At 71.1% G+C, this 22,109-nt stretch carries 20 protein-coding genes; 3 read left to right on the top strand and 17 right to left on the bottom strand.

Going from position 1 to position 22,109, the window contains the following annotated elements; genetic code table 11:
- Window positions 1–17: 17 nt before the first annotated feature.
- The 6 genes from OG490_RS26120 to OG490_RS26095 all read right to left on the bottom strand — a co-directional run bounded on the left by OG490_RS26120 (window position 18) and on the right by OG490_RS26095 (window position 8,016).
- Window positions 18–2,219: a putative bifunctional diguanylate cyclase/phosphodiesterase gene (locus OG490_RS26120; protein WP_330298711.1), complete on the bottom strand. Its 2,202-nt coding sequence runs from the start codon at window positions 2,217–2,219 to the stop codon at window positions 18–20.
- Between the two features lie 388 nt (window positions 2,220–2,607).
- The gene (ligA, locus tag OG490_RS26115) at window positions 2,608–4,818 is read right to left on the bottom strand and encodes an NAD-dependent DNA ligase LigA (protein WP_330298710.1); all 2,211 of its coding nucleotides are present in this window, start codon (window positions 4,816–4,818) and stop codon (window positions 2,608–2,610) included.
- 31 nt (window positions 4,819–4,849) lie between these two features.
- A complete protein-coding gene (locus tag OG490_RS26110; protein ID WP_330298709.1) occupies window positions 4,850–5,833 on the bottom strand; it encodes a methionine synthase in 984 nt (327 codons plus the stop codon).
- The gene (locus tag OG490_RS26105; protein WP_330298708.1) at window positions 5,830–6,519 is read right to left on the bottom strand and encodes an SDR family oxidoreductase; all 690 of its coding nucleotides are present in this window, start codon (window positions 6,517–6,519) and stop codon (window positions 5,830–5,832) included. Before OG490_RS26105 ends, OG490_RS26110 begins: the two co-directional genes overlap by 4 nt.
- A 109-nt stretch (window positions 6,520–6,628) precedes the next feature.
- Complete coding sequence (locus OG490_RS26100) at window positions 6,629–6,973, bottom strand: DUF1330 domain-containing protein (RefSeq protein WP_330298707.1); 345 nt, start codon at window positions 6,971–6,973, stop codon at window positions 6,629–6,631.
- Window positions 6,974–7,026: 53 nt separating this feature from the next.
- Window positions 7,027–8,016, bottom strand: coding sequence for a GlxA family transcriptional regulator (locus OG490_RS26095; protein WP_330298706.1), 990 nt, complete (start codon window positions 8,014–8,016; stop codon window positions 7,027–7,029).
- 99 nt (window positions 8,017–8,115) lie between these two features.
- Here OG490_RS26095 and OG490_RS26090 point away from each other — a divergent pair, with 99 nt between their 5' ends.
- On the top strand, window positions 8,116–9,039 hold the full coding sequence (locus OG490_RS26090) for an NADP-dependent oxidoreductase (protein WP_330298705.1): 924 nt from the start codon (window positions 8,116–8,118) through the stop codon (window positions 9,037–9,039).
- Between the two features lie 8 nt (window positions 9,040–9,047).
- Here the strand turns inward: OG490_RS26090 and mnmA are convergent, their stop codons facing one another.
- Window positions 9,048–10,184, bottom strand: coding sequence for a tRNA 2-thiouridine(34) synthase MnmA (gene mnmA, locus OG490_RS26085; protein ID WP_330298704.1), 1,137 nt, complete (start codon window positions 10,182–10,184; stop codon window positions 9,048–9,050).
- Window positions 10,185–10,253: 69 nt separating this feature from the next.
- Between mnmA and OG490_RS26080 the strand changes: the two genes are divergently transcribed.
- Window positions 10,254–10,949 carry an N-acetylmuramoyl-L-alanine amidase gene (locus tag OG490_RS26080; protein ID WP_330298703.1) on the top strand — a complete coding sequence of 232 codons (696 nt, stop codon included), beginning with the start codon at window positions 10,254–10,256 and terminating at the stop codon, window positions 10,947–10,949.
- 102 nt (window positions 10,950–11,051) lie between these two features.
- On the opposite strand, the gene OG490_RS26075 is transcribed toward OG490_RS26080, so the two are convergent.
- The 4 genes from OG490_RS26075 to OG490_RS26060 form a co-directional block, all read right to left on the bottom strand.
- On the bottom strand, window positions 11,052–12,134 hold the full coding sequence (locus OG490_RS26075; RefSeq protein ID WP_330298702.1) for a transglycosylase family protein: 1,083 nt from the start codon (window positions 12,132–12,134) through the stop codon (window positions 11,052–11,054).
- 169 nt (window positions 12,135–12,303) lie between these two features.
- Window positions 12,304–13,641, bottom strand: a complete 1,338-nt coding sequence (locus OG490_RS26070; protein ID WP_330298701.1) for a C40 family peptidase — start codon at window positions 13,639–13,641, stop codon at window positions 12,304–12,306.
- Window positions 13,642–13,877: 236 nt separating this feature from the next.
- Window positions 13,878–14,129 carry a hypothetical protein gene (locus OG490_RS26065; RefSeq protein WP_330298700.1) on the bottom strand — a complete coding sequence of 84 codons (252 nt, stop codon included), beginning with the start codon at window positions 14,127–14,129 and terminating at the stop codon, window positions 13,878–13,880.
- A gap of 30 nt (window positions 14,130–14,159) precedes the next feature.
- Window positions 14,160–14,318: a hypothetical protein gene (locus tag OG490_RS26060; protein ID WP_330298699.1), complete on the bottom strand. Its 159-nt coding sequence runs from the start codon at window positions 14,316–14,318 to the stop codon at window positions 14,160–14,162.
- A gap of 261 nt (window positions 14,319–14,579) precedes the next feature.
- Here OG490_RS26060 and OG490_RS26055 point away from each other — a divergent pair, with 261 nt between their 5' ends.
- The gene (locus tag OG490_RS26055) at window positions 14,580–15,566 is read left to right on the top strand and encodes a helix-turn-helix transcriptional regulator (RefSeq protein WP_330298698.1); all 987 of its coding nucleotides are present in this window, start codon (window positions 14,580–14,582) and stop codon (window positions 15,564–15,566) included.
- A 51-nt stretch (window positions 15,567–15,617) separates the two neighbouring features.
- Here OG490_RS26055 and OG490_RS26050 read toward each other — a convergent pair whose 3' ends face one another.
- From OG490_RS26050 to OG490_RS26025, 6 genes are all read right to left on the bottom strand, one after another.
- On the bottom strand, window positions 15,618–16,781 hold the full coding sequence (locus OG490_RS26050) for a cysteine desulfurase family protein (RefSeq protein WP_330298697.1): 1,164 nt from the start codon (window positions 16,779–16,781) through the stop codon (window positions 15,618–15,620).
- Between the two features lie 121 nt (window positions 16,782–16,902).
- On the bottom strand, window positions 16,903–17,769 hold the full coding sequence (locus OG490_RS26045; protein ID WP_330298696.1) for a thioesterase family protein: 867 nt from the start codon (window positions 17,767–17,769) through the stop codon (window positions 16,903–16,905).
- Between the two features lie 100 nt (window positions 17,770–17,869).
- Window positions 17,870–18,526, bottom strand: coding sequence for a trimeric intracellular cation channel family protein (locus OG490_RS26040; protein ID WP_330298695.1), 657 nt, complete (start codon window positions 18,524–18,526; stop codon window positions 17,870–17,872).
- Between the two features lie 200 nt (window positions 18,527–18,726).
- A complete protein-coding gene (locus OG490_RS26035) occupies window positions 18,727–19,848 on the bottom strand; it encodes an ABC transporter ATP-binding protein (protein ID WP_443065878.1) in 1,122 nt (373 codons plus the stop codon).
- Complete coding sequence (locus OG490_RS26030; RefSeq protein WP_330301071.1) at window positions 19,845–20,921, bottom strand: ABC transporter ATP-binding protein; 1,077 nt, start codon at window positions 20,919–20,921, stop codon at window positions 19,845–19,847. Before OG490_RS26030 ends, OG490_RS26035 begins: the two co-directional genes overlap by 4 nt.
- Before the next feature lie 68 nt (window positions 20,922–20,989).
- On the bottom strand, window positions 20,990–21,991 hold the full coding sequence (locus tag OG490_RS26025; protein ID WP_330298694.1) for an ABC transporter permease: 1,002 nt from the start codon (window positions 21,989–21,991) through the stop codon (window positions 20,990–20,992).
- Window positions 21,992–22,109: the final 118 nt, after the last annotated feature.

The raw sequence follows: 22,109 nt of genomic DNA, 5'->3' as shown, positions 1-22,109 counted from the left end.
CGGTGCCTCGAAGTACCTCACTGCGTCTGCGCGGCCGCGGCCTCCGCCGCCAGTTCCGCCGTGATGTCCGCCGGGCGGCGCCAGCCCCGCTCGCCGCGGGCCAGCAGCCAGGCCGTGGCCTCCTGCGGAGGCATCGCGGCGGCGACGAGCCAGCCCTGGACGGCGTCGCAGCCGAGGTCGCGCAGGCGCTCCCAGGTCTCGTCGTCCTCGACGCCTTCGGCGACGACCAGCAGGCCGAGCGAGTGGGCCAGGTCGACCGTGCAGCGGACGATCTCCGCGTCCTGCGCGTCCACCGCCAGCCGGGCCACGAAGGAGCGGTCGATCTTCAGCTCGCTGACCGGCAGCCGCCGCAGGTGGACGAGGGAGGAGTAGCCGGTGCCGAAGTCGTCCAGGGACATCTTCACGCCGTGGCCCGTCAGGCCCGCCATCGTGTCGGCGGCCCGCTGCGGGTCCTCCAGCAGCACGTGTTCCGTTATTTCGAGCTGGAGCCCGCTCGCCGGGACCCCGTGCCGGGCGAGGCGCGCGGCCACGGCGCCCGCGAAGCCGGGGGTGTGGACGTCGCGCGGCGAGACGTTGACGGCGACCGGGACCTTGAGGCCCTGGGCCCGCCACCGGGCGACCTGCGCGAGCGCGGTCTCCAGTACGTACTCGGTCAGGTGCGGCATCAGTCCGGAGGTCTCGGCGATGGCGATGAACTCGTCCGGGGAGACCCGCCCGCGCTCCGGGTGGACCCAGCGGACCAGCGCTTCGAGTCCCGCCACCTGTCCGTCGAAGCGGACCTTGGGCTGGTAGTGGAGCTCCACTTCGCCCGCGTCGAGCGCGCGCCGCAGGTCGCCCAGCAGGCCGAGCCGGTCGGGGGTGTTGCTGTCACGCTTGGACTCGTAGACCTCGACGCCCGTACGGTCCCGCTTCGCCTGGTACATGGCGACGTCGGCGCGGCGCAGCAGTCCTTCGGCGTCGAGGGCGTGGTCGGGGAAGACGGCGAGGCCGGCGCTGGCCTCCAGGACCAGGGTCAGGCCGTCCAGGTCGAGCGGGGAGCTGAGCTCGGCGACCAGGTGTCGGGCGACCCGCTGGGCGCTGGTGGTGGAGTCGGCGAGCGGGAGCAGGACGGCGAACTCGTCGCCGCCGAGGCGGGCGGCCTCGGCGTCCGGGGGCAGGGCCTGGCGCAGCCGGTCCGCTATCTGCAGGAGCAGCCGGTCGCCGGCGAGGTGGCCGAGGGTGTCGTTGACCGCGCGGAAGCGGTCCAGGTCGATCAGGACGAGCGCCGAGCGGGTGCCCAAACGTTCAGCCTGGTCGAGGGCGCTCCAGGCGCGCTCCAGGAGCCACTGCCGGTTCGGCAGTCCGGTCAGCGGGTCGCGCAGCTGTTCCTCGGCGCGGGCGCGGGCGATCCACAGGGTGGAGTCGAGGGCGATCAGCGGTACGGCGAACAGCGGCAGCAGGACCGGCTGCGCTTCGGCGACCACGCAGATCAGCGGGGCGATGCCGAGCAGGGCGACGGCCACCAGGGCCTGGCGCACCAGTGCGGTACGGGCCACGGTGGGCAGTCCCCCGCCGCTCGGCGCGAGGGCGAGCCAGAGCAGGATGCGGGTGACGAGCAGGTAGGCGAGGGCCACCAGGATGACTTCGGGGATCGCTTCGATCCCCCAGCTGGTGGGCAGCCACGGGTGCTCGACGGAAGGGTCCTGGCCGGAGGCGGCGAGTACGAGGGCGCCCGCGCCGATCCCGAGGATGTCGGTGGAGCCGTGCAGCAGTCCCTGGCGCCAGCGGTGGCGGCGGGCCGCGCCGACGAGGGTGACCACGGCGAGGGAGACCAGGCCGGCGGGGACCCATCCGTAGAGGATGAGGACGCCGAGGGTCAGGGCGGCGCCCGAACCGGTGCCGCCCCACCAGCGGTCGCGGCCCAGCGCGACGAGGTGGCCGACGATGATGCCGGTGAGCAGGGCGAGCGCCCAGCCGACCGCGCCCCCGGGGAACAGGGCATGACTGCTTGTCAGGGCGGTGATGATGCCGACGGCGAGCACCACGGCGGCGACGCCCACGACGACGAAGGGCAGCGCGGCGTGCCGCAGCCCGGCTCCGCCCGCGCCCGGTCCGGTGCCGGTGCCGAGCGGCCGGGAATCAGGTGTCCTGGAACGCAGGACACCGAGTCGGCCCGCCCGCACCGGCGGGAGTTCCCCGCCGAAATCTGGTGACGGGTCGGCGCTTTCGGTGGGTTTCATGCCCGTCCCTCTCACAGCCGGCAATGCCGATGCCACGCAATGGCCCCGATGTCATGCCATCACGACTGGATACGCATCAAGCAGCCGTGCACGACGGGCGCACCCCTCAACAGTAGGACGCGAGAGGCACCCAGGGGCAGCGGTCGGCGGCGGTTGCCCGAATACGACCCAGCCATCCTCATCAGTACGGTATCCGCCGAACGGGTGAGTTTGGACCAGGACCCTCCAGTCACCCGTCTGATGATCCGACAGCCAACCACGCCTCGACCAGCCTTGTACCGGCCTTGCGGCCGCCGTGTACCGGCCGTTCGCCTCCGGGTGCCACCGCCCCGAGCGCCTGGCGTGCGCCCGCTCCCACGGCCGCACGCCACGCATCTGTTCGCCTTCGCTACTCCGCTTCGGCGGCGCCGACCACCGGAAGCGCGGCCGCGCGGGCCGCGTCCGGGCCCTCTTCGAGGAGGACGGCGAACCCGGCGTCGTCGAGGACGGAGAGCTTCAACTGCATTGCCTTGTCGTACTTGGAGCCCGGATTGTCACCGACCACGACGAACGAGGTCTTCTTCGACACCGACCCGGTCACCTTGGCGCCGAGGCTCTGCAGGGCCTCCTTCGCGCCGTCCCGCGTGTGGCTCTGCAAAGTGCCGGTGACGACCACGGTCAGCCCCTCCAGTGGACGCGGGCCCTCTTCCTCGCCGGAACCTTCCTCCTCCATCCGGACACCGGCTTCCCGCCACTTGCGCAGGATTTCCTGGTGCCAGTCGACGGAGAACCATTCCTTGAGGGAGGCCGCGATGATCGCGCCGACCCCGTCGGTGGCGGCCAGTTCTTCCTCGGTGGCCTGTTCGATGCGCTCGATGGACCTGAACTCGCGGGCGAGCGCCTCGGCGGCGACCGGTCCGACGTGACGGATCGACAGGCCGTTGATGATGCGGGCGAGCGGGCGGTCCTTGGCGGCCGCGATGTTCTCCAGCATCGACAGGGCGTTCTTCTTGGGCTCGCCCTTCTGGTTGGCGAAGACCAGGACGATCTTCTCCTCGCCCGTCTTCGGGTCCCGCTTGGGCAGCCCGCTGTCCTTGTCGAGGACGTACGCCTTGATGGGCAGCAGCTGCTCGATCGTCAGGTCGAAGAGGCCGCCCTCGTCGTGCAGCGGCGGGTCGGCCGGCTCCAGGGGGCGGGTGAGCGCGGCCGCGGCCACCTCACCGAAGTTCTCGATGTCCAGGCACTGGCGGCCGCCGAGGTAGGAGAGCCGCTCGCGCAACTGCGCCGGGCATCCCTGCCCGTTGGGGCAACGCAGGTCGATGTCGCCCTCCTTCATCGGCCGCAGCGGCGTCCCGCACTCGGGGCATTCGGCCGGCATGACGAACTCCCGCTCGCTGCCGTCCCGCAGGTCCGTGACCGGACCGAGGATCTCGGGGATGACGTCGCCCGCCTTGCGCAGTACGACGGTGTCCCCGATGAGCACGCCCTTGGCCTTGACGACCTCCTGGTTGTGCAGGGTCGCGAACTCCACCTCCGAGCCCGCCACCGTCACCGGCTCCACCTGCGCGTACGGGGTCACGCGCCCGGTGCGGCCCACGCCGACCTTGATGTCGATCAGCTTGGTGTTGACCTCTTCGGGGGCGTACTTCCAGGCGATGGCCCAGCGCGGGGCGCGCGCGGTGGCGCCGAGGCGGCCCTGGAGCGGGATCTCGTCCAGCTTGACGACGACCCCGTCGATCTCGTGCTCGACGGAGTGCCGGTTCTCGCCGAAGTACGCGATGAACTCCCGGACCTCGGCGAGCGAGGACACCGCCTTGTTGTGCTTGGCGGTGGGCAGGCCCCACTCGTGCAGCAGCTCGTAGGCGTGGGAGAGCTTGTCGATCTCGAAGCCCTCGCGGGCGCCGAGGCCGTGGACCACCATGTGCAGCGGGCGGCTGGCGGTGACCTTCGGGTCCTTCATGCGCAGCGAACCGGCCGCCGCGTTGCGCGGGTTGGCGAAGGGCTTGTCCCCGGCCTCGACGAGGCGGGCGTTGAGCTCCTCGAACTTCTCCATCGGGAAGAAGACCTCGCCGCGGATCTCGACCAGGGCCGGGATCCGGTCGCCCTTGAGGCGGTCCGGGATCTCGGCGATGGTGCGGACGTTGGGCGTGATGTCTTCGCCCGTGCGGCCGTCGCCGCGGGTGGCGGCACGGGTCAGGCGGCCGTTCTCGTAGGTGAGGTTGACGGCGAGGCCGTCCACCTTGAGCTCGCACAGGTAGTGGTAGTCGGAGGTGTTGGCGTCCCGGGCCACGCGCTCGGCCCAGGCCGCCAGTTCCTCGTCGTCGAAGGCGTTGTCGAGGGAGAGCATCCGCTCGCGGTGCTCGACGGAGGCGAAGCCCGTCTCGTACGCCCCGGCCACCTTCTGGGTGGGCGAATCGGGCGTGCGCAGCTCCGGGTACTCCGCCTCCAGCGCCTCCAGGGAGCGCAGCAGCTTGTCGAACTCGGCGTCGCTGACGACCGGCTGGTCGTTCACGTAGTACCGGAAGCGGTGCTCCTCGACCTGCTCGGCGAGCAGCGCGTGCTGTTCGCGCACCGCCGCCGGTACGGCCGTCTCGCTGCCCTGCTTCTGTTCGGCTGCCATGCCGTGTCCTCCCGTGGCCCGTCTCAATCCATCACTCAGGGTTGTCGGCGAGCGACCTCGCCGCCCTGACGCAGTGCGCCTGAACCGCCCGCGCGTAGGCGGGCGAAGCGCCCGCCAGACCGCACGAGGGGGTGACCACGACGGACTCCGCCAGAGTCCCCGGGGCCAGCCCCAGCCTGCGCCAGAGCTTCCTGACCCCCATGACGCTACCGCCCGGGTCCGACAACGGGCCGTCGGTGCCGGGCACCACTCCGGCGAAGAGTTTCATGCCGTCCTCGACGGCTTCCCCGATGACGTCATCCTCGCGCTCGGTGAGCAGGGAGAAATCGAACGACACGCCCGAGACGCCGGCGCGTCGCAACAGCGCGAAGGGGACCTCGGGTGCGCAGGAGTGCACGATCACCTCCCCGTCGTGGACGGCGAACAGCTCGCGCAGCGTCCCCTCGACGACCTGCCGGTCGACGGCGCGGTACGTGCGGTAGCCGCTGGCGGAGCGCACCCGTCCGAGCAGGACCGAGGTGAGCGAGGGCTCGTCGTACTGGAGCACGATCTCGGCGCCGGGGATGCGCTTCTGCACGTCCGCCAGGTGCTCGCGCACGCCTTCGGCGAGGGATCCGGCCAGGTCCCGGCAGGCGCCCGGGTCGTGGAGCATGGCCTCGCCGCCGTGGGTCTCCAGGGCGGCGGCCAGCGTCCACGGCCCGACGGCCTGGACCTTGAGCTTCCCCTGGTAGCCCTGGGTGAACTCCTCGAGGGCGTCGAGGTCCTCGCCGAGCCAGGAGCGGGCCCGCTTGCTGTCGCGGCCGGGCCGGTCGCTGATCCGCCAGCCGCTCGGCTCCACGTGCGCGTACATGTCCACGAGCAGCCCCAGCGACCGGCCGATCATGTCCGCGCCGGGCCCGCGGGCGGGCAGCTCGGCGAGGTACGGGAACTCCTCGAAGGAGCCCGTGACCGTCTTGGCGGCCTCGCGGGCGTCCCCGCCGGGCAGCGAGCCGACCCCCGTCGCCGAGGCGGTCACCGGCCGGGCCGCACGGAGAGGTCGGACACCACGGCGTCGCGGGGCAGGTCCACGGCCATCACGATGGTCGTCGCGACGGACTCGGCGTCGATCCAGTCGGCGGCGTCGTAGGACTCGCCCTCCTGGGAGCGGACCTTCGCCTGCATGGGGGTGGCGGTGCGGCCCGGGTAGACGGAGGTGACGCGGATGCCGTTCGCCTTCTCCTCCTCGCGCAGCGAATCGGCGAGGGCCTTGAGCCCGTGCTTGGAGGCGGCGTAGGCGCTCCACTCGGCGTGGGCGGCGAGGCCGGCGCCGGAGTTCACGAAGACGATGGTGGCGTGCGAGGCGCGCAGGGTGGGGAGCAGCAGGCGGGTCACCTCGGCGGGGGCGATGAGGTTGACGTTGAGCTGCTGGTGCCAGGTCTTGGGGCGCAGTTCGCCGACGGGTCCGAGGTCGACGATCCCGGCGATGTGGAGGAGGGAGTCGATCCGCTCGGGAATGGCCTGCTTGGAGAAGGCCCAGGAGAGCCGGTCGGGGTCGGCGAGGTCTCCGACCAGGGCGGTGGATCCGGGGTACCGGCCGGTGAGCTGCTTGGCGCGGGCGGCGTCGCGTGCGAGCAGGACGAGGTCGTCGCCACGGGCGTGCAGTCGGTCCGCGACGGCGGCGCCGATGCCGGACCCGGCACCGGTGATCAGGTGAGTAGCCATACCGCCCATGCTCGCACCCTGACCGGGTCCGGAGGCCCGCTGGGCCCGGACCGCCGGACCCGCCGGAGGTCCGGGGCCGTCGTCGGGGGCCGTCGTCCGGGGCCCGCCCTCAGAGGCCGGCGGCTTCGCGGAGGCGGGCAGCCGTCGCCGACGCGTCGTAGTCGGGGGCGACGCCCTCGACCAGGACGACCTCGCCCGCTATGTGGCGGGTGCGCTCCGGGAGGATCGCCTGGTAGGCGTCGGAGGCGTACCAGGCGCGGGCGCTCTCGATGTCCGGGAAGGCGATCACGACGACCGAGCCGGGGAAGGGGCCCTCCATGACCTCGACCTGCTTGCCGTGCACCAGGAACCGGCCTTCGAAGGGGTCCATCGTCGACTGGACCACGCCCATGTAGTGCAGGATCTCTTCGTTCATGGTCTCGGGGCGCAGGTGTCCGATGGCGTAGGCGGTCATGTTCTTCTCCCTGGTCCGGGGACCCGGTGTTCCGGGCCGTTGGAACGAGCCTGTCAGCCGGCCGCCGCGCGGTCGATTACCTCCGGGGTCATGCGGAAGGTGCGGCGGTAGCCGATCGGGGAGACGCCGAGGGTGGAACGCATGTGCTGGCGCAGGGAGTTGGCTGAGCCGAAGCCCGAGCGGTGGGCGACCAGGTCGACGGGGAGGTCGCTGGACTCCAGCAACTGGCGGGCGATTTCGATGCGTTGGCCGGTGAGCCACTGCACCGGGGTCATGCCCACCTCGTCGCGGAAGCGCCGGGTGAAGGTGCGCAGGCTCATCCGGGCGTGGGCGGCCAGCTCGGCCAGGGCGATCGGCTCGGCGAGGCGTTCCAGGGCCCAGGCGCGGGTGGCGGTGGTGGTGGCGACGGTGGGCTCGGGGACGGGCCGGACGATGTACTGGGCCTGCCCGCCGTCACGCCAGGGCGGCACGACGCACAGCCGCGCGGCGAGGTTGGCCACCGCGGTGCCGTGGTCGGCGCGCACCAGGTAGAGGAGGAGGTCGATGCCGGCGGCCACCCCGGCCGAGGTGAGGATGTCGCCGTCGTCGACGAAGAGCACGTCCTCGTCGAGCTTGACGCGCGGGAAGGCCCGCCGGAACTCGGCGGCCTTGTACCAGTGGGTGGTCGCGGGCCTGCCGTCGAGCAGTCCGGCCGCGGCCAGCACGTACGAACCGGTACAGATCGACACGATCCGGGTGCCGGGCCGGATCGCGGCGAGGGCGTCGGTCAGCGTCTGCGGGAGGGGTGCGCCGCGGGTCAGCTCGTCCATGGCATGGGTGGGCGGAATGATCACCGTGTCGGCCGCGGCGAGCGCCTCGGGACCCGAGGAGACACCGATGGTGAAGCCCGCGTCGCTGGCCACGGGCTTGCCGTCGGCGGTGCAGACCGTGACCTCGTAGAGGGGGTTCTCGTCGTCGTCATAGGCATTGCCGAAGACCCGGGAGGGCATCCCGAGCTCGAACGGAGGGACACCTTCGAGGGCGAGTACAGCGACACGGTGCATGGCCAGATCCTGTCACATGGTGGCCGTACGGCCAATACCACGGCGGCCTCCCCGCGCCGAAGCTGGTCGCACAGCAACACCGACCGTAGGAGAAACACCATGCGCGCCATCGTCGTCAGCCAGTGGGGCGGACCCGAAGTTCTCACCGAGACCGAGATCGAGCGGCCGGAGCCGGGCTTCGGCGAGATCCTCGTACGGGTCCACGCGGCCGGCGTGAACCCGGTGGACTGGAAGACGCGGGCCTCGGGCGCGCTCATCCCCTGGGGGCCCATCCCGATGGTCGGCTGGGACGTCTCCGGCACGGTCGAGGCCGTCGGACCCGGCGTGACCCTCTACCAGCCGGGCGACGAGGTCTTCGGCATGCCGCGCTTCCCGGTCCCGGCCGGCGGGTACGCCGAGTACGTGGCGGCCCCGGCGCGGCACTTCGCCCGCAAGCCCGCCTCCATCGACCACGTCCAGGCCGCCGCCCTCCCGCTGGCCGCGCTCACCGCCTGGCAGTCGCTGGCCGACACCGCGGGCCTGCGGGCCGGGCAGCGGGTGCTCGTCCACGCGGCCGCCGGCGGCGTCGGGCACTTCGCCGTCCAGATCGCCAAGGCGCTCGGCGCGTACGTGATCGGGACGGCCAGCGCCGCCAAGCACGATCTCGTCCGCTCGCTCGGGGCGGACGAGGTGATCGACTACCGGACCACGGCCTTCGAGGACGCGGTCTCCGCAGTGGACGTCGTGCTCGACACCATCGGCGGCGACTACGGCACGCGCTCGCTGAAGGTGCTGCGCCCCGGCGGGCACCTCATCACCCTCAACGGCCCCGACGAGGTGCCGGCCGAGGCCGAGGGCTTCCGCACCGGCTGGACGCTCGTCGAGCCCGACTACGCCGGCTTGAAGGCCATCGCCGCGCTCGTGGCCGAGGGCAAGCTGCGCCCGTTCGTCGACGCGGTCCTGCCGCTGTCCGAGGCCTCGAAGGCCCACGAGATCGGCGAGCGGGGCCGGACCACCGGCAAGATCGTCCTGACGGTGGTCTGACCGCCGCCTCAGACCGCGGCGGCCGTTGCCCGGGTGGTCGTCGCGATGGTCGCGGAGCCGACCACGCGCGTGCCGTCGTAGAGGACGATCGCCTGGCCGGGGGCCACGCCGCGCACCGGCTCCGTGAAGGAGACCCGCAGTTCGCCGTCGGCCATTTCGGCGAAGACCTCGGTCTCGCCGCCGTGGGCGCGCAGCTGCGCGGTGTACGTGCCCGGGGCGGCGGCCGTGGAGCCGCACCAGCGCGGGCGGATCGCCGTGAGGGCCGTGACGTCGAGGGCCTCTACGGGGCCCACGGTGACGGTGTTGTTCACCGGAGAGATGTCGAGGACGTAGCGCGGCTTGCCGTCGGGGGCCGGGTGGCCGATCCGCAGGCCCTTGCGCTGGCCGATGGTGAACCCGAAGGCGCCCTCGTGGGTGCCGACCTTCTCGCCGGTCGCCTCGTCGACGATGTCGCCCTCGGCCTTGCCGAGCCGGCCGGCGAGGAAGCCCTGGGTGTCGCCGTCGGCGATGAAGCAGATGTCGTGGCTGTCGGGCTTCTTCGCGACGGCCAGGCCCCGCGCCTCGGCCTCGGCGCGGATCTCTTCCTTGGTGGTCAGGGTGTCACCCAGCGGGAAGAGCGCGTGGGCGAGCTGCTTCTCGTCGAGGACGCCGAGGACGTACGACTGGTCCTTGGCCATGTCGGAAGCGCGGTGCAGCTCGCGCGCACCGTCCTCGGTCAGGACGACGGTGGCGTAGTGGCCGGTGCACACGGCATCGAAGCCGAGGGCCAGGGCCTTGTCGAGCAGCGCCGCGAACTTGATCTTCTCGTTGCAGCGCAGGCACGGGTTCGGGGTGCGACCGGCCTCGTACTCGGCGATGAAGTCCTCGACGACGTCCTCGCGGAACCGCTCGGCGAGGTCCCAGACGTAGAAGGGGATGCCGATGACGTCGGCGGCGCGGCGGGCGTCGCGGGAGTCCTCGATCGTGCAACAGCCGCGGGCTCCGGTCCGGAAGGACTGCGGGTTCGCGGAGAGCGCGAGGTGGACACCGGTCACGTCGTGCCCGGCTTCGACCGCGCGGGCGGCGGCGACGGCGGAGTCCACGCCGCCGGACATGGCGGCCAGGACGCGAAGGGGGCGGGTGCTGCTCGGCAGGTTCTCAGTCATAGCACCGTCCAGGGTACGGGGAACCGCGCCGGGTCACAGCGCGTTATCGGCTCTGGGGGGTGGATCACCATGGGGAGCAAGGGCAACAAGGCAGGCAAGGGGACCGCAGGGGGCCCGGCCGAGTCGGGGAGCAGGAAGCCCGGGCGTACGCGCAGGGCGGTGCTCTTCGGCGGGCTGGGAGTCCTCGCGGTGGCGGCGGTCGCCGGGCGCGAGGAGATCGGGCGGGCCTGGTGGCTGGTGCCCGGGGTGACGAAACCGCGCCAGGAAGGTGCGCTGGATCACGCGGGGGCCTCCTGGACGGCCGCCTCGCCGGCGAACTGGCGGCTCGCGGACCGGCCGGCCGACTACCGGGTGGACCGGATAGTCGTCCATGTCACACAGGGCAGCTTCGAGTCCTCGGTGGACGCCTTCAAGAATCCGTTCCACAAGGCGTCGGCCCACTACATAGTCGGCCAGGACGGCCACATAGAGCAGATGGTGCGCGAGCTCGATGTCGCCTTCCACTCCGGCAACCGCTCCATGAACGAGCGCAGCATCGGCATCGAGCACGTCGGCTTCGTCGACCGGCCGCAGGACTTCACCGACGCGATGTACGAGGCTTCGGCGCGACTGGCCGCCGACATCTGCCGGAGGTACGACATACCCGCCGACCGCAAACACATCCTGGGCCACTCCCAGGTCCCGGGCACCGACCACACGGATCCGGGCCCCCACTGGGACTGGAACCGCTACGTCCGCCTCGTCGGAGACGCCCTGCGATCTTGATGCCCCGCGCCCGGCACTGCCGGGTGGCCCGGACCGGGACACCGCGAGGGGCGGTCCCGGGTGGGACCGCCCCTCGAACGGGATGGTGTGGCTCCGTGCGGCTCAGCCGGCGAAGTAGAGGCGGCCCTTCATCCCTGCGTAGCCGCTGCTGACCTGGTGGAAGTCGGTGAAGCCGTCGCCGGTGCTGCGGCCCATGACGACCGTGCCGTCGTCCTGGAGGCCGAGGATGTCGGCCTTGGCGTCACCGTTGACGTCGGCGAAGTAGAGGCGCCCCTCCATGCCCTTGTAGCCCGAGCTGATGGCGTGGAAGTTGGCGAACCCGTTCCCCGTGCCCACACCCATCACGACCGAGCCGTCGTCCTGGAGACCCAGGATGTCGGCCTTGCCGTCGCCGTTGACATCGGCGAAGGACAGCCGGGCACCCATGCCCTTGAAGCCGCTGCTGATCTGGTGGAAATCGGTGAAGCCGTTCCCCGTGCTCACACCCATCACGACCGTGCCGTCGTCCTGGAGACCCAGGATGTCCGCCTTGCCGTCACCCGTGACATCGGCGAAGTAGAGACGACCCTCCATACCCTTGTAACCGGAGCTGACGGTGTGGAAGTTACTGAACCCGTTCCCCGTACCCACGCCCATCACGACCGAGCCGTCGTCCTGCAGGCCCAGGATGTCGGCCTTCCCGTCACCCGTCACATCGGCGAAGGACAGACGCGCACCCATACCCGTGAAACCACTGCTGATCTGGTGGTAGTCGGTGAACCCATCACCGAACCCACGACCCATCACGATCGCGCCATCCGTCTGAAGCCCAAGAATGTCGGCCTTACCGTCACCCGTCAGGTCCAGCGTCCGCTGCGCGGGGAACGGGTCCCGGTGGTCGTCTCCCAGCCCGTACTTCGGTCCACAGTTCGGCCACGCGCCCTCGCCCTGCCCCTTGAGGACCTTCTCCCCGATGAGGATCTGCTGCTGCTTGGTGGCGAGGTGGGCGGAGGAGGCGTAGTCCGTGCCGCCGTACGCGGCCCACGTGGACGGGGTGAACTGCAGGCCGCCGTAGAACCCGTTGCCGGTGTTGGCGCTCCAGTTCCCCGAGGCCTCACATTCGGCGACCTTGTCCCACGTGGAGACTGCCGCCGCGCTGGCGGGAGTTGAGGCCATCAGGCAGGAGCCCGCGATGGTGGCTGCCATCGCGGCGACGGTGGCGGAGTTGCGTATGGTCCGGCGAAGTGTGCGCATGGCGGAAGAGCGACTCTTTCTGGGGTGATGGATCAGAAGACTGCGGAAGGGGTGGCGCGCACGCGGGGCTCCGGTCCGGGCGGAGGGAGCAGAGCCCCACTGCGGGCGCCGAGGCGCGGGGTCAGCCGGCGAAGTAGAGGCGGCCCTTCATCCCTGCGTAGCCGCTGCTGACCTGGTGGTAGTCGGTGAAGCCGTCACCGAAGCTGCGGCCCATCACGACCGTGCCGTCGTCCTGCAGACCCAGGATGTCGGCCTTGCCGTCGCCGTTGACATCGGCGAAGTAGAGGCGGCCTTCCATGCCCTTGTAGCCGGAGCTGATCTGGTGGTAGTCGGTGAAGCCGTCACCGAAGCTGCGGCCCATCACGACCGTGCCGTCGTCCTGCAGACCCAGGATGTCGGCCTTCCCATCGCCGTTGACATCGGCGAAGGACAGCCGGGCACCCATGCCCTTGAAGCCGGAGCTGATCTGGTGGTAGTCGGTGAAGCCGTCACCGAAGCTGCGGCCCATCACGACCGTGCCGTCGTCCTGCAGACCCAGGATGTCGGCCTTGCCGTCACCCGTGACATCGGCGAAGTAGAGACGACCCTCCATACCCTTGTAACCGGTGCTGACCGTGTGGAAATTGCCGAAGCCGTTCCCCGTGCCCACACCCATCACGACCGTGCCGTCGTCCTGCAGGCCCAGGATGTCGGCCTTGCCGTCACCGTTGACATCGGCGAAGGACAGACGGGCCCCCATACCCGTGTAGCCGCTGCTGATCTGGTGGTAGTCGGTGAACCCGTCACCGAACCCACGGCCCATCACGATCGTGCCATCCGTCTGAAGACCCAGGATGTCCGCCTTCCCGTCACCCGTCAGGTCCAGCGTCCGCTGGGGGGCGTCATCGACGATCTTCTTGTAGCGCAGCGCCTTGTAGTCGCCGTTCGGGTGGGCATCGATCGTGGGGTCGCTGATCGACTTGCCCGTGACGTGCTTCACCGGGGTCGAGCCGAACGAGTAGTACGAGAAGGTGGTGTGGGCGGCGTCATCCCACTTCTCGAAGAGCAGGACGTGGTCTTCGTAGCTGTTGAGGATGTCCCCGGCCTTGAGTTCGCCGCGGGAGATCTCGACCGTCTCGCTGTTGGCCAGGGCCCTCGTGTCGGCGCTGTCCGAGAGGTGCCAGGCCATCGAGACGTAACCGGAGCAGTCGGTGCGGTAGTTGCGGCCGCTGGAGTCCGCGAAGAGGCCGCCCTGGTTGTAGGGGATGCCCTTGCCGAGCCAGTACTGGGCCCGGCTGATCACCTCGGTCCGGGTGATCGCGCCGCCGACTTCGGAATCGGCGGCCGCGGCGGCGAGAGCGACCGGTGCCATGGCCGGCGCAGCGGCCTGCGGCGTGGCCGCCTGGGCCAGGCCGGAGCCGGTCAACGTGAGGGCGGCGACGACGGCGGCGGACAGGGCAATGCGGTTGGGCAGGTTCATGCCAAGCTCCTGAAAGGTGTGGTGGGACGGCGGGGTGCGCGGAGCAGTGCCCGGTCGTCGATGAGCGGCGTTCGTGACCGGCTTCCGGTGGCGCTCGGAGCGACCACCAGGCGTCACGAAGGAACGCCGGTGAAGCGGAAGTCTGTTGACGTGCGGCTGGGGGTGTGTCGCCGTACGGGGTCCGGTGCTGCCGCGAGCGGCGGCCTGCGGACCGGGCCTTCGGACGAAGCCCGTGGTCAGTCGGGCAGGTCACCCAAGACGTAGCCGAGGGATTGGAGCGGGGAGCGGGACCGGTCGAGAACCGCTCGGGCACTCAGCAGGGCCGCCGCGTCGGAGGGGGCCTGGAGGAAGAGGAAGACTCGCAGGCCCTGTTCGGCCCGGCGGGACGTGATGTGCTCGAGGCCGTCGGAAGGGAGGGCGTGTGCCCACAGCAGATCGTGTACGACGGCGAGGACCGAATCGGTGGCGCCGGCCGGCGGGGCACCCATAAGGGGGGCTCTGATGACCCTCATGGAAGGTCAGTCCCAGCTGATGCTGTTCACAGCGACCTGCGGCTTCGGCGCATCCCAGCTGATGCTGCCGGGGGTGGTGGTCGCCGCGGCCGCGGTGGTGACGGTGGCGGCGCAGAGCAGGGCGGAGAGGACGGCGGCGGCGGCGAGGCGGCTGGTGCGGAACATCGGGGACTCCAAAGGGCTTCGAATCAGATGGACTTGCTGTGCGCGCCGTGCGGCCCGGAACGTCCTCTCGGCCCTGGCCTTGGGCGGTGCTGGTGCGCCGCCGTTCCGGTGAGCACCATCCTGCTCGGGCCGCCACCGACCGGGAAGGGGTTTCCGGTGGCACCAAAAGGCCTGGCACCTTGAGGTCAGATCGAGGACCGTCGATATGATCACTTCACAGCGTCACAACACGGCGTTCGTATTCGGCTGGGGGGCTGAAAAATGCTGGAAGCACTGGGTCTGGCGCCATGCGTCGAGGCCATATACCGGGGCATGCTGGAGAATCCCGCAGGGGGCGTGGCCGATTTGAGCCAACGGCTGGGACTCACCGAGACCGAGGTCCGCGAGGGACTCGATCGCCTGGTCGACCTGGAACTCTTGAGGCCCACTCGGGAAGTCCACGGCGGATTGCGCGCCGTCAGACCCGATGTGGGATTCGAGACGATCCTGCGCCGCCAGGAAGAGGAACTTGCAAAGAAACAGCAGGAATTGGCCCGCAACAAAGAGGCCGCCGCGCGACTCGCATCCGATTTCGCCGACTTGCTGCCCAATACCGAGATCGACGGCGCGGAGCGCCTGGTGGGTCTGGACGCCATCCAGTCCCGTCTGGAGACCCTGGCCATCGGCATCACCCGCGAATGCCTCGCCATCCTGCCCGGGGGCGCTCAGTCGGAGGCCAGCCTCGATGCGTCCCGCCCGCTGGACGAGCGGGCGCTGCTGCGCGGCGTCGAAATGCGGACCGTCTACCAGGACAGCGTCAGGAACGACCCTGCGACCCTCGGCTACGCGCGCTGGCTCACCGGGCTCGGCGGCCAGGTGCGCACCGGACCGCTCCTGCCGCAGCGCCTCCTGATCTTCGACCGCACCACCGCCCTGATCCCCATCGACCCGAGCAATTCCCGGCTCGGCGCGCTGTGCACCAGGTCGGCCGGCATCGTGGCCCCGCTCGTCACGCTCTTCGAGCAGACCTGGGAGACCGCGGTGCCGCTCGGCGCGGACCGCGCCCGCGCCGACGGCGAAGCGCTCACTCCGGGAGAGCGGGAACTGCTGAAACTGCTCGCGTCCGGGATGACCGACGAAACGGCCGGCAAGCAGCTCGGGGTGTCACTGCGCACCGTGCGCAGGCAGATGTCCGCCCTGATGGAGCGGCTGCACGCCTCCAGCCGCTTCGAGGCGGGGCTCAAAGCCGCCCAACGGGGCTGGCTCTGACCCGCCCGCGCCCCACCCCGTAGCGGGCCTACGGCGCCACCTGACGCGGCACTAGCTCAGTCCCGCCGTGCGGGCTCGGGCCACGGCCGGGCCGATGGCGGCGGCGACCGCGTCGACGTCGGCCTGCGTGGAGGTGTGGCCGAGGGAGAAGCGCAGGGTGCCGCGGGCCAGCTGCGGGTCCGTGCCGGTGGCCAGCAGGACGTGGCTGGGCTGCGCCACGCCCGCCGTGCAGGCGGAGCCGGTGGAGCACTCGATGCCCTGGGCGTCGAGGAGGAGGAGCAGGGAGTCGCCCTCGCAGCCGGGGAAGCTGAAGTGGGCGTTGGCGGGGAGCCGGCCGGCCGGGTCGCCTCCGAGGACCGCGTCGGGGACCTCCCGGAGCACGGCGGCGACGAGTCCGTCGCGCAGCGCGCCGATCTCGGCGGCGAAGTGCTCGCGCCGCTCGGCGGCGAGTACGGCGGCCACCGCGAAGGCGGCGACGGCGGGCACGTCGAGGGTGCCGGAGCGGACGTGCCGCTCCTGGCCGCCGCCGTGCAGGACGGGTACGGGGGTCTGGTCGCGGCCGAGGAGCAGCGCGCCGATCCCGTAGGGTCCGCCGACCTTGTGGCTGCTGACGGTCATGGCGGCGAGCCCGGACTCGCCGAAGCGGACGTCGAGCTGGCCGAAGGCCTGGACGGCGTCGGAGTGCAGCGGGATGCCGTATTCGCGGGCGACGGCGGCGAGTTCGGCGACCGGCATGACGGTGCCGATCTCGTTGTTGGCCCACATGACGGTGGCGAGGGCGACGTCGTCGGGGTCGCGTTCGACGGCCTCGCGGAAGGCCTCGGGGTGCACGCGGCCGTAGCGGTCGACGGGGAGGTACTCGACCCGGGCCCCTTCGTGTTCCGCGAGCCAGTGCACGGCGTCGAGGACGGCGTGGTGCTCCACGGGGCTGGCGAGGATCCGGGTCCGGGCGGGGTCGGCGTCGCGGCGGGCCCAGTAGAGGCCCTTGACGGCGAGGTTGTCGGCCTCGGTACCGCCCGCGGTGAACACCACCTCGCTCGGACGGGCCCCGAGGGCCTCGGCGAGGGCCTCGCGGGCCTCCTCGACGGTGCGGCGGGCGCGGCGGCCGGCGGCGTGCAGGGAGGACGCGTTGCCGGTGACGCCGAACTGCGCGGTCATCGCCGCAGCGGCCTCCGGGAGCATCGGAGTGGTGGCGGCGTGGTCGAGGTAGGCCATGATCCCCCGATTCTACGAGGCCCCGTGCCACGGATTGCCCCGTCGGGACCTTACGGGATGCCTACGAATTCCCGGGGGCTCCCCGGAGTCCCCCGGGGAGCCGCGGCCGGGCCGTCCCGCGTCAGGAGCGCGGAGCGACCCTCGGGGCGCGGGCCAGCTGGCGGGACTGGGCCACCAGGCGGTTCGCGGAGTCCCAGACCTCCGCGTCCTCCTCGAGGAAGCCGCCCGCCAGGTTGCGGGTGGTGATGGCCACGCGGATCGGGCCGGGGGCCGGGCGGGCGCGGACGTGGGCGGTGAGTTCCACCGTGGGGGTCCAGCCGAGGAGTCCCAGGTCGAAGGAGGTCGGCGGGAGCGCGTCGACCGCCAGGAGCAGGGAGATCGGGTCCGCGTCCCGCCCGTCGGCGAGCTCGAACCAGGCCCGCATCTCGCCCTTGCCGGAGGGCGCTCCGAGGGCCCAGCCGGCCGTCGCCGGGTCGAGGCGCAGCCGGAGCCGGTCGACGATGGCGGAGCTGCCGGGGATCGGGGCCGGGCCGGCCTCGGGGCCGAGGCAGTCCTCGTAGCCGGGCATGGCGGGCGGGAGGGCGGTGGTGTGGACGGCGTCCGGGAGCTCGGAGAGGTCCCCGTACGAGGCCACCACGCGCAGGCGCTCGATCTCGGCGCCGCTCTCGTCGTACTGGAAGAGGGAGGCCTGGCCGGTGGAGAGGGAGTTGCCGAGGCGTACGACCTCGGTGCGGATCACGGCGGGGCCGGGCACCGACGAGGTCAGGTAGTGCGCGGAGACCGTGAACGGGTCCGGGTGCGGCAGGGCCGCCGAGAGGGCGCGGCCGACGAGGGCCAGGAGGTAGCCGCCGTTGACGGCCGTGATGATCGTCCATCCGGCGGAGAGGTCCGCGTCGTACACCCCGGGGTCGCCCGTGCGGGCGGTGACGGCGGTGTCGCGGTCGAACTCGCTGTCGCCGATGGAAGCCTTGGCAGCTGCGTGTGACATGGAAATACCGTACAACGACCAAATACTAAGCGGTAGCTTTCCTGGGTTGCGGCCCTGTCACGACCGGGCACCGGGCGTTGCAGGATCCGAAAGAGACGCCCTACGGCTCCTCCGCCACCGCCGAGCGGCGGTTCCAGGCGAGCGGGGCGCGCCAGTGGTAGCGGATCGCCAGCAGCCGCAGCACGAAGGTCGTGACGATCGCCAGGCCCGTGGTGACGGCGTTCAGGGCGTCGAAGCTGATGAAGAGGGCCACCATCGAGGCGCCGATGATGGCCGGGACGGCGTACATCTCGCGGTCGCGCAGCAGCGAAGGCACCTCGTTGACCAGTACGTCGCGCAGGACGCCCCCGCCGACGGCCGTCGCCAGGCCGAGCGCGGCGGACGCGGTGAGGCCGAGGCCGTACTCGTACGCCTTCGTCGTGCCCGTCACGCAGAACAGCCCGAGGCCGGCCGCGTCGAAGACGTTGATCGCGCGGTTGATGCGCTGGACCTCGGGATGCAGGAAGAACACGATCGCGGCGGCGATCAGCGGGGTGACGAAGAAGCCGAGGTCACCGAAGGCGGCGGCGGGAGTGGCGCCGATGACGATGTCGCGGAAGAGACCGCCGCCGAGGGCGGTGACGAGCGCGAGGACGACGATGCCGAAGACGTCGAAGTTCTTGCGCACGGCGAGCAGGGCGCCGGCCGTCGCGAAGACGAAGATGCCCGCGAGGTCCAGGCCGTGCTGGATTCCGGGCGGGAAGAGATCGTGGAGCACGGGCCCATTCTGCCGGTCGCCTGGCGGCGTGCCTGAACGGGTTGGCCTGCCCCCGGCTCCGGGGTTGGCTCCGGGAACCGGCCCGGCCCCGGACACACCCCCCGTGGGGGACGGACCGGGGCCGGGTGCGGCGCCGTTGCGGGGGCTCCGCCCCCGAGCCCCCGCGCCTCAAACGCCGGCGGGGCTGATTTTTGTCCGGGTCAGTCCGAGACCGTCGCGACCGCCTCCGCGGCGCCCGGCAGGGCCGGGTCGCCCGGGGCCTGGTCGGGGGCGTTCTCCGGGTGGTGGCAGGCGACCTGGTGGCCGGTCTTGAGGGCGACCAGCGGGGGTTCCTGCGTCGTGCAGATCTGGGTCGCCTTCCAGCAGCGCGTGTGGAAGCGGCAGCCGGCGGGCGGGGAGATCGGGGACGGCACGTCGCCCTTGAGCAGGATGCGGCCGCTCTTGGCCCCGCGCCGCCTCGGGTCCGGCACCGGCACGGCCGACATCAGCGCGGTCGTGTACGGGTGCATGGGCGCCTCGTACAGGGACTTGCGGTCGGCGAGCTCGACGATCTTGCCGAGGTACATGACCGCGATGCGGTCCGAGACGTGCCGGATGACCGACAGGTCGTGCGCGATGATCACGTACGTGAGGCCGAGCTCCTCCTGGAGGTCGTCCAGCAGGTTGACCACCTGGGCCTGGATCGACACGTCCAGCGCCGACACCGGCTCGTCCGCGACGACCAGCTTCGGGTTCAGGGCCAGCGCGCGGGCGATGCCGATGCGCTGGCGCTGGCCGCCGGAGAACTCGTGCGGGTAGCGGTTGTAGTGCTCCGGGTTGAGGCCGACCAGGGAGAGGAGGCGCTGCACCTCCGCCTTGAGGCCGCCCTCGGGCTGGACCCCCTGGAGCTTGAACGGCGCGCCGATGATGGTGCCCACCGTGTGGCGCGGGTTCAGCGAGCCGTACGGGTCCTGGAAGATCATCTGCACGTCGCGGCGCAGCGGACGCATCCCGCCGACGCTCAGGTGCGTGATGTCCTTGCCCTCGAACTCGACCTTGCCGCCGGTCGGTTCGAGCAGCCGGGTGATCAGCCGGCCCATGGTGGACTTGCCGCAGCCGGACTCGCCGACGATGCCGAGGGTCTCGCCGGGGTAGACCTCGAAGTCGATCCCGTCGACGGCCTTGACGGCCCCGACCTGGCGGCGCAGCAGCCCCTTGGTGATGGGGAAGTGCTTGACCAGGCCGGTCACCCTCAGCAGCGGTTCGGGGGAATCCGCCGCCTGTGCGGGCAGCGTTCCGGCGGCCGCGCCCGTGCCCGTACCCGTCTTCTTCTTATCGGTCACAGCTTCGGCGCAATCTCTTCGGTCCAGATCCGGTTCCGCTGCTCCGGGGAGAGGTGGCAGGCGGCCCAGTGCCGGCCGTCGCCCTCCGCGGATCCGTCGACCAGGGCCAGCTCGGGCCGCTGGGTACGGGTGATGCCGCCCTTGGGGAGGTCGGCGTAGGGGCAGCGCGGGTGGAAGGCACAGCCGCTCGGGATGTTGATGAGGCTGGGCGGCGAACCCTTGACCGGGATGAGGCGTTCGGTCTGGTCGCGGTCGATGCGCGGCATCGAGCCGAGCAGGCCCCAGGTGTAGGGGTGCCGGGGCTCGTAGAAGATCTTCTCGGCGCTGCCGCGCTCGACGCACCGGCCGCCGTACATCACGAGGATGTCGTCCGCCATCTCGGCGACCACGCCGAGGTCGTGCGTGATCATGATGACCGCGGAGCCGAACTCCCGCTGCAGGTCCCGGATCAGGTCCAGGATCTGCGCCTGGACGGTGACGTCCAGGGCAGTGGTCGGCTCGTCGGCGATGAGCAGTTCGGGGTTGTTGACCAGCGACATCGCGATCATCGCGCGCTGGCGCATGCCGCCGGAGAACTCGTGGGGGTACGAGTCCACGCGCTGGTGCGGCTCCGGGATGCCCACGCGGTCGAGCATCTCGATGGCCCGCTTGCGCGCGGTCTTCTTGTCCACGTCCTGGTGGGTCCGGTACGCCTCGATGATCTGCTTGCCGACCGAGTAGTACGGGTGCATCGCGGACAGCGGGTCCTGGAAGACCATCGCCATCTTGCGCCCGCGCAGGGTGCGTACGTGGTCCGCGTCGGCCTGGACCAGGTCCTCGCCGTCGAGGACGACCTCGCCCGAGATCTGCGGGCGGTTGCGGACGTGCCCGGTGCGGTGCAGGCCCATGATGGCGAGCGAGGTGACCGACTTGCCGGAGCCGGACTCGCCGACGATGCCGAGGGTCTTGCCGCGCTCCAGGTCGAAGGAGAGCCCGTCGACGGACTTGACCAGGCCGTCGTCGGTCGGGAAGTGCACCTTGAGGTCGCGCACCGAGAGGAAGGCCCGGCCGGGCACCCCGCCCTGCTCGGGCACGAAGGCGGGGGTGGCGGCAGGGGCGGTCGCGGATGCCGCGTCGGCGTCGGTGGTGGTGTGGTTCTCGGTCACGTCAGCCTCACGCGCGGGTCGATGACGGCGTACAGCAGGTCCACGATCAGGTTGGCCACCACCACGAAGAGCGCGGCGAGCAGGGTGACACCCATGATCACCGGGAGGTCGCCCGCGCCGATGGCGGCGACGGCGGCCGTCCCCAGACCCTGGAAGTTGAAGGTCGTCTCGGTGAGCACCGCGCCGCCGAGGAGTCCGCCGAGGTCGAGGCCGAACATCGTGACGACGGGGGTGAGGGTGGAGCGCAGGGCGTGCTTGCGGATGACCACGCCCTCCTTGAGGCCCTTGGCGCGGGCGGTGCGGATGTAGTCCTCGCCGAGCACCTCCAGCATCGTGGCGCGGGTGATGCGGGCGTAGGTGGCGGCGAAGAGGAAGGCCAGGGTCACCCAGGGCAGGATCAGGGAGTTGAGCCAGGCCACCGGATCCTCGGTGAGCGGTTTGTAATTGGAGACGTCCAGCCAGCCGAGGCTGTAGACGAAGATCGCGGGGGCCACCATGCCGGTGAAGAAGATCGGCAGGGAGACACCGGCGAGCGCGCCGACCATGACGGTGCGGTCGACGACGGTCCGGCGTCTGAGCGCGGAGATCACCCCGGTGGCCACGCCCGCGATCACCCAGATCACGGCCGCCCCGAGGGCGAGCGAGAGGGTGACCGGCATGCGGTCGACCATGGTGTCCCAGACCGGGACCTCGGTCTTGAAGGAGTATCCGAAGCACGGCGCCGGGCAGTGTGTGATCTCTACGCCGGCGTCGTAGTCACGGCCGGCGAAGATGCCCTTGAGGAAGATCAGGTACTGCTCGGAGATGGGCTTGTCGAAGCCCATCTTGACCCGGATGCCCGCCAGGGCGGTCGCGTTGGTCTCGCGTCCGGCATACATGAGCGCCGGGTCGCTGCCGGTCAGCTTCGGGACCGCGAAGAAGATGCCGAAAGTGACCGCGGAGACCACCAGCAGCGTTGCGGCGACGTTGAAAAGTCGCCGTATGAGGTAGACGAGCACTGCAGTCGGCCGCTCGGGCTGACGGCCGCCGCCCCTTGTGGGGACGACAGCCGCCGCCTGCGGCCTTCACCTGCCCTTCGGACTAGCGCATGTGCGGTGAAGGCGTAACCAGCTGTGT

The organism is Streptomyces sp. NBC_00503, assembly GCF_036346895.1.
Taxonomy (GTDB): Bacteria; Actinomycetota; Actinomycetes; order Streptomycetales; family Streptomycetaceae; genus Streptomyces.
The sequence above is the reverse complement of the archived record's forward strand: the minus strand, read 5'-3'. Positions and strand labels throughout refer to the sequence as shown.

Coding starts and splice junctions, on each gene's coding strand:
- OG490_RS26120 (WP_330298711.1), bottom strand. CDS start 2,219: ATGAAACCCACCGAAAGCGCCGACCCGTCACCAGATTTCGGCGGGGAA.
- ligA (WP_330298710.1), bottom strand. CDS start 4,818: ATGGCAGCCGAACAGAAGCAGGGCAGCGAGACGGCCGTACCGGCGGCG.
- OG490_RS26105 (WP_330298708.1), bottom strand. CDS start 6,519: ATGGCTACTCACCTGATCACCGGTGCCGGGTCCGGCATCGGCGCCGCC.
- OG490_RS26100 (WP_330298707.1), bottom strand. CDS start 6,973: ATGACCGCCTACGCCATCGGACACCTGCGCCCCGAGACCATGAACGAA.
- OG490_RS26095 (WP_330298706.1), bottom strand. CDS start 8,016: ATGCACCGTGTCGCTGTACTCGCCCTCGAAGGTGTCCCTCCGTTCGAG.
- OG490_RS26090 (WP_330298705.1), top strand. CDS start 8,116: ATGCGCGCCATCGTCGTCAGCCAGTGGGGCGGACCCGAAGTTCTCACC.
- mnmA (WP_330298704.1), bottom strand. CDS start 10,184: ATGACTGAGAACCTGCCGAGCAGCACCCGCCCCCTTCGCGTCCTGGCC.
- OG490_RS26080 (WP_330298703.1), top strand. CDS start 10,254: ATGGGGAGCAAGGGCAACAAGGCAGGCAAGGGGACCGCAGGGGGCCCG.
- OG490_RS26075 (WP_330298702.1), bottom strand. CDS start 12,134: ATGGCAGCCACCATCGCGGGCTCCTGCCTGATGGCCTCAACTCCCGCC.
- OG490_RS26070 (WP_330298701.1), bottom strand. CDS start 13,641: ATGAACCTGCCCAACCGCATTGCCCTGTCCGCCGCCGTCGTCGCCGCC.
- OG490_RS26065 (WP_330298700.1), bottom strand. CDS start 14,129: ATGGGTGCCCCGCCGGCCGGCGCCACCGATTCGGTCCTCGCCGTCGTA.
- OG490_RS26060 (WP_330298699.1), bottom strand. CDS start 14,318: ATGTTCCGCACCAGCCGCCTCGCCGCCGCCGCCGTCCTCTCCGCCCTG.
- OG490_RS26055 (WP_330298698.1), top strand. CDS start 14,580: ATGCTGGAAGCACTGGGTCTGGCGCCATGCGTCGAGGCCATATACCGG.
- OG490_RS26050 (WP_330298697.1), bottom strand. CDS start 16,781: ATGGCCTACCTCGACCACGCCGCCACCACTCCGATGCTCCCGGAGGCC.
- OG490_RS26045 (WP_330298696.1), bottom strand. CDS start 17,769: ATGTCACACGCAGCTGCCAAGGCTTCCATCGGCGACAGCGAGTTCGAC.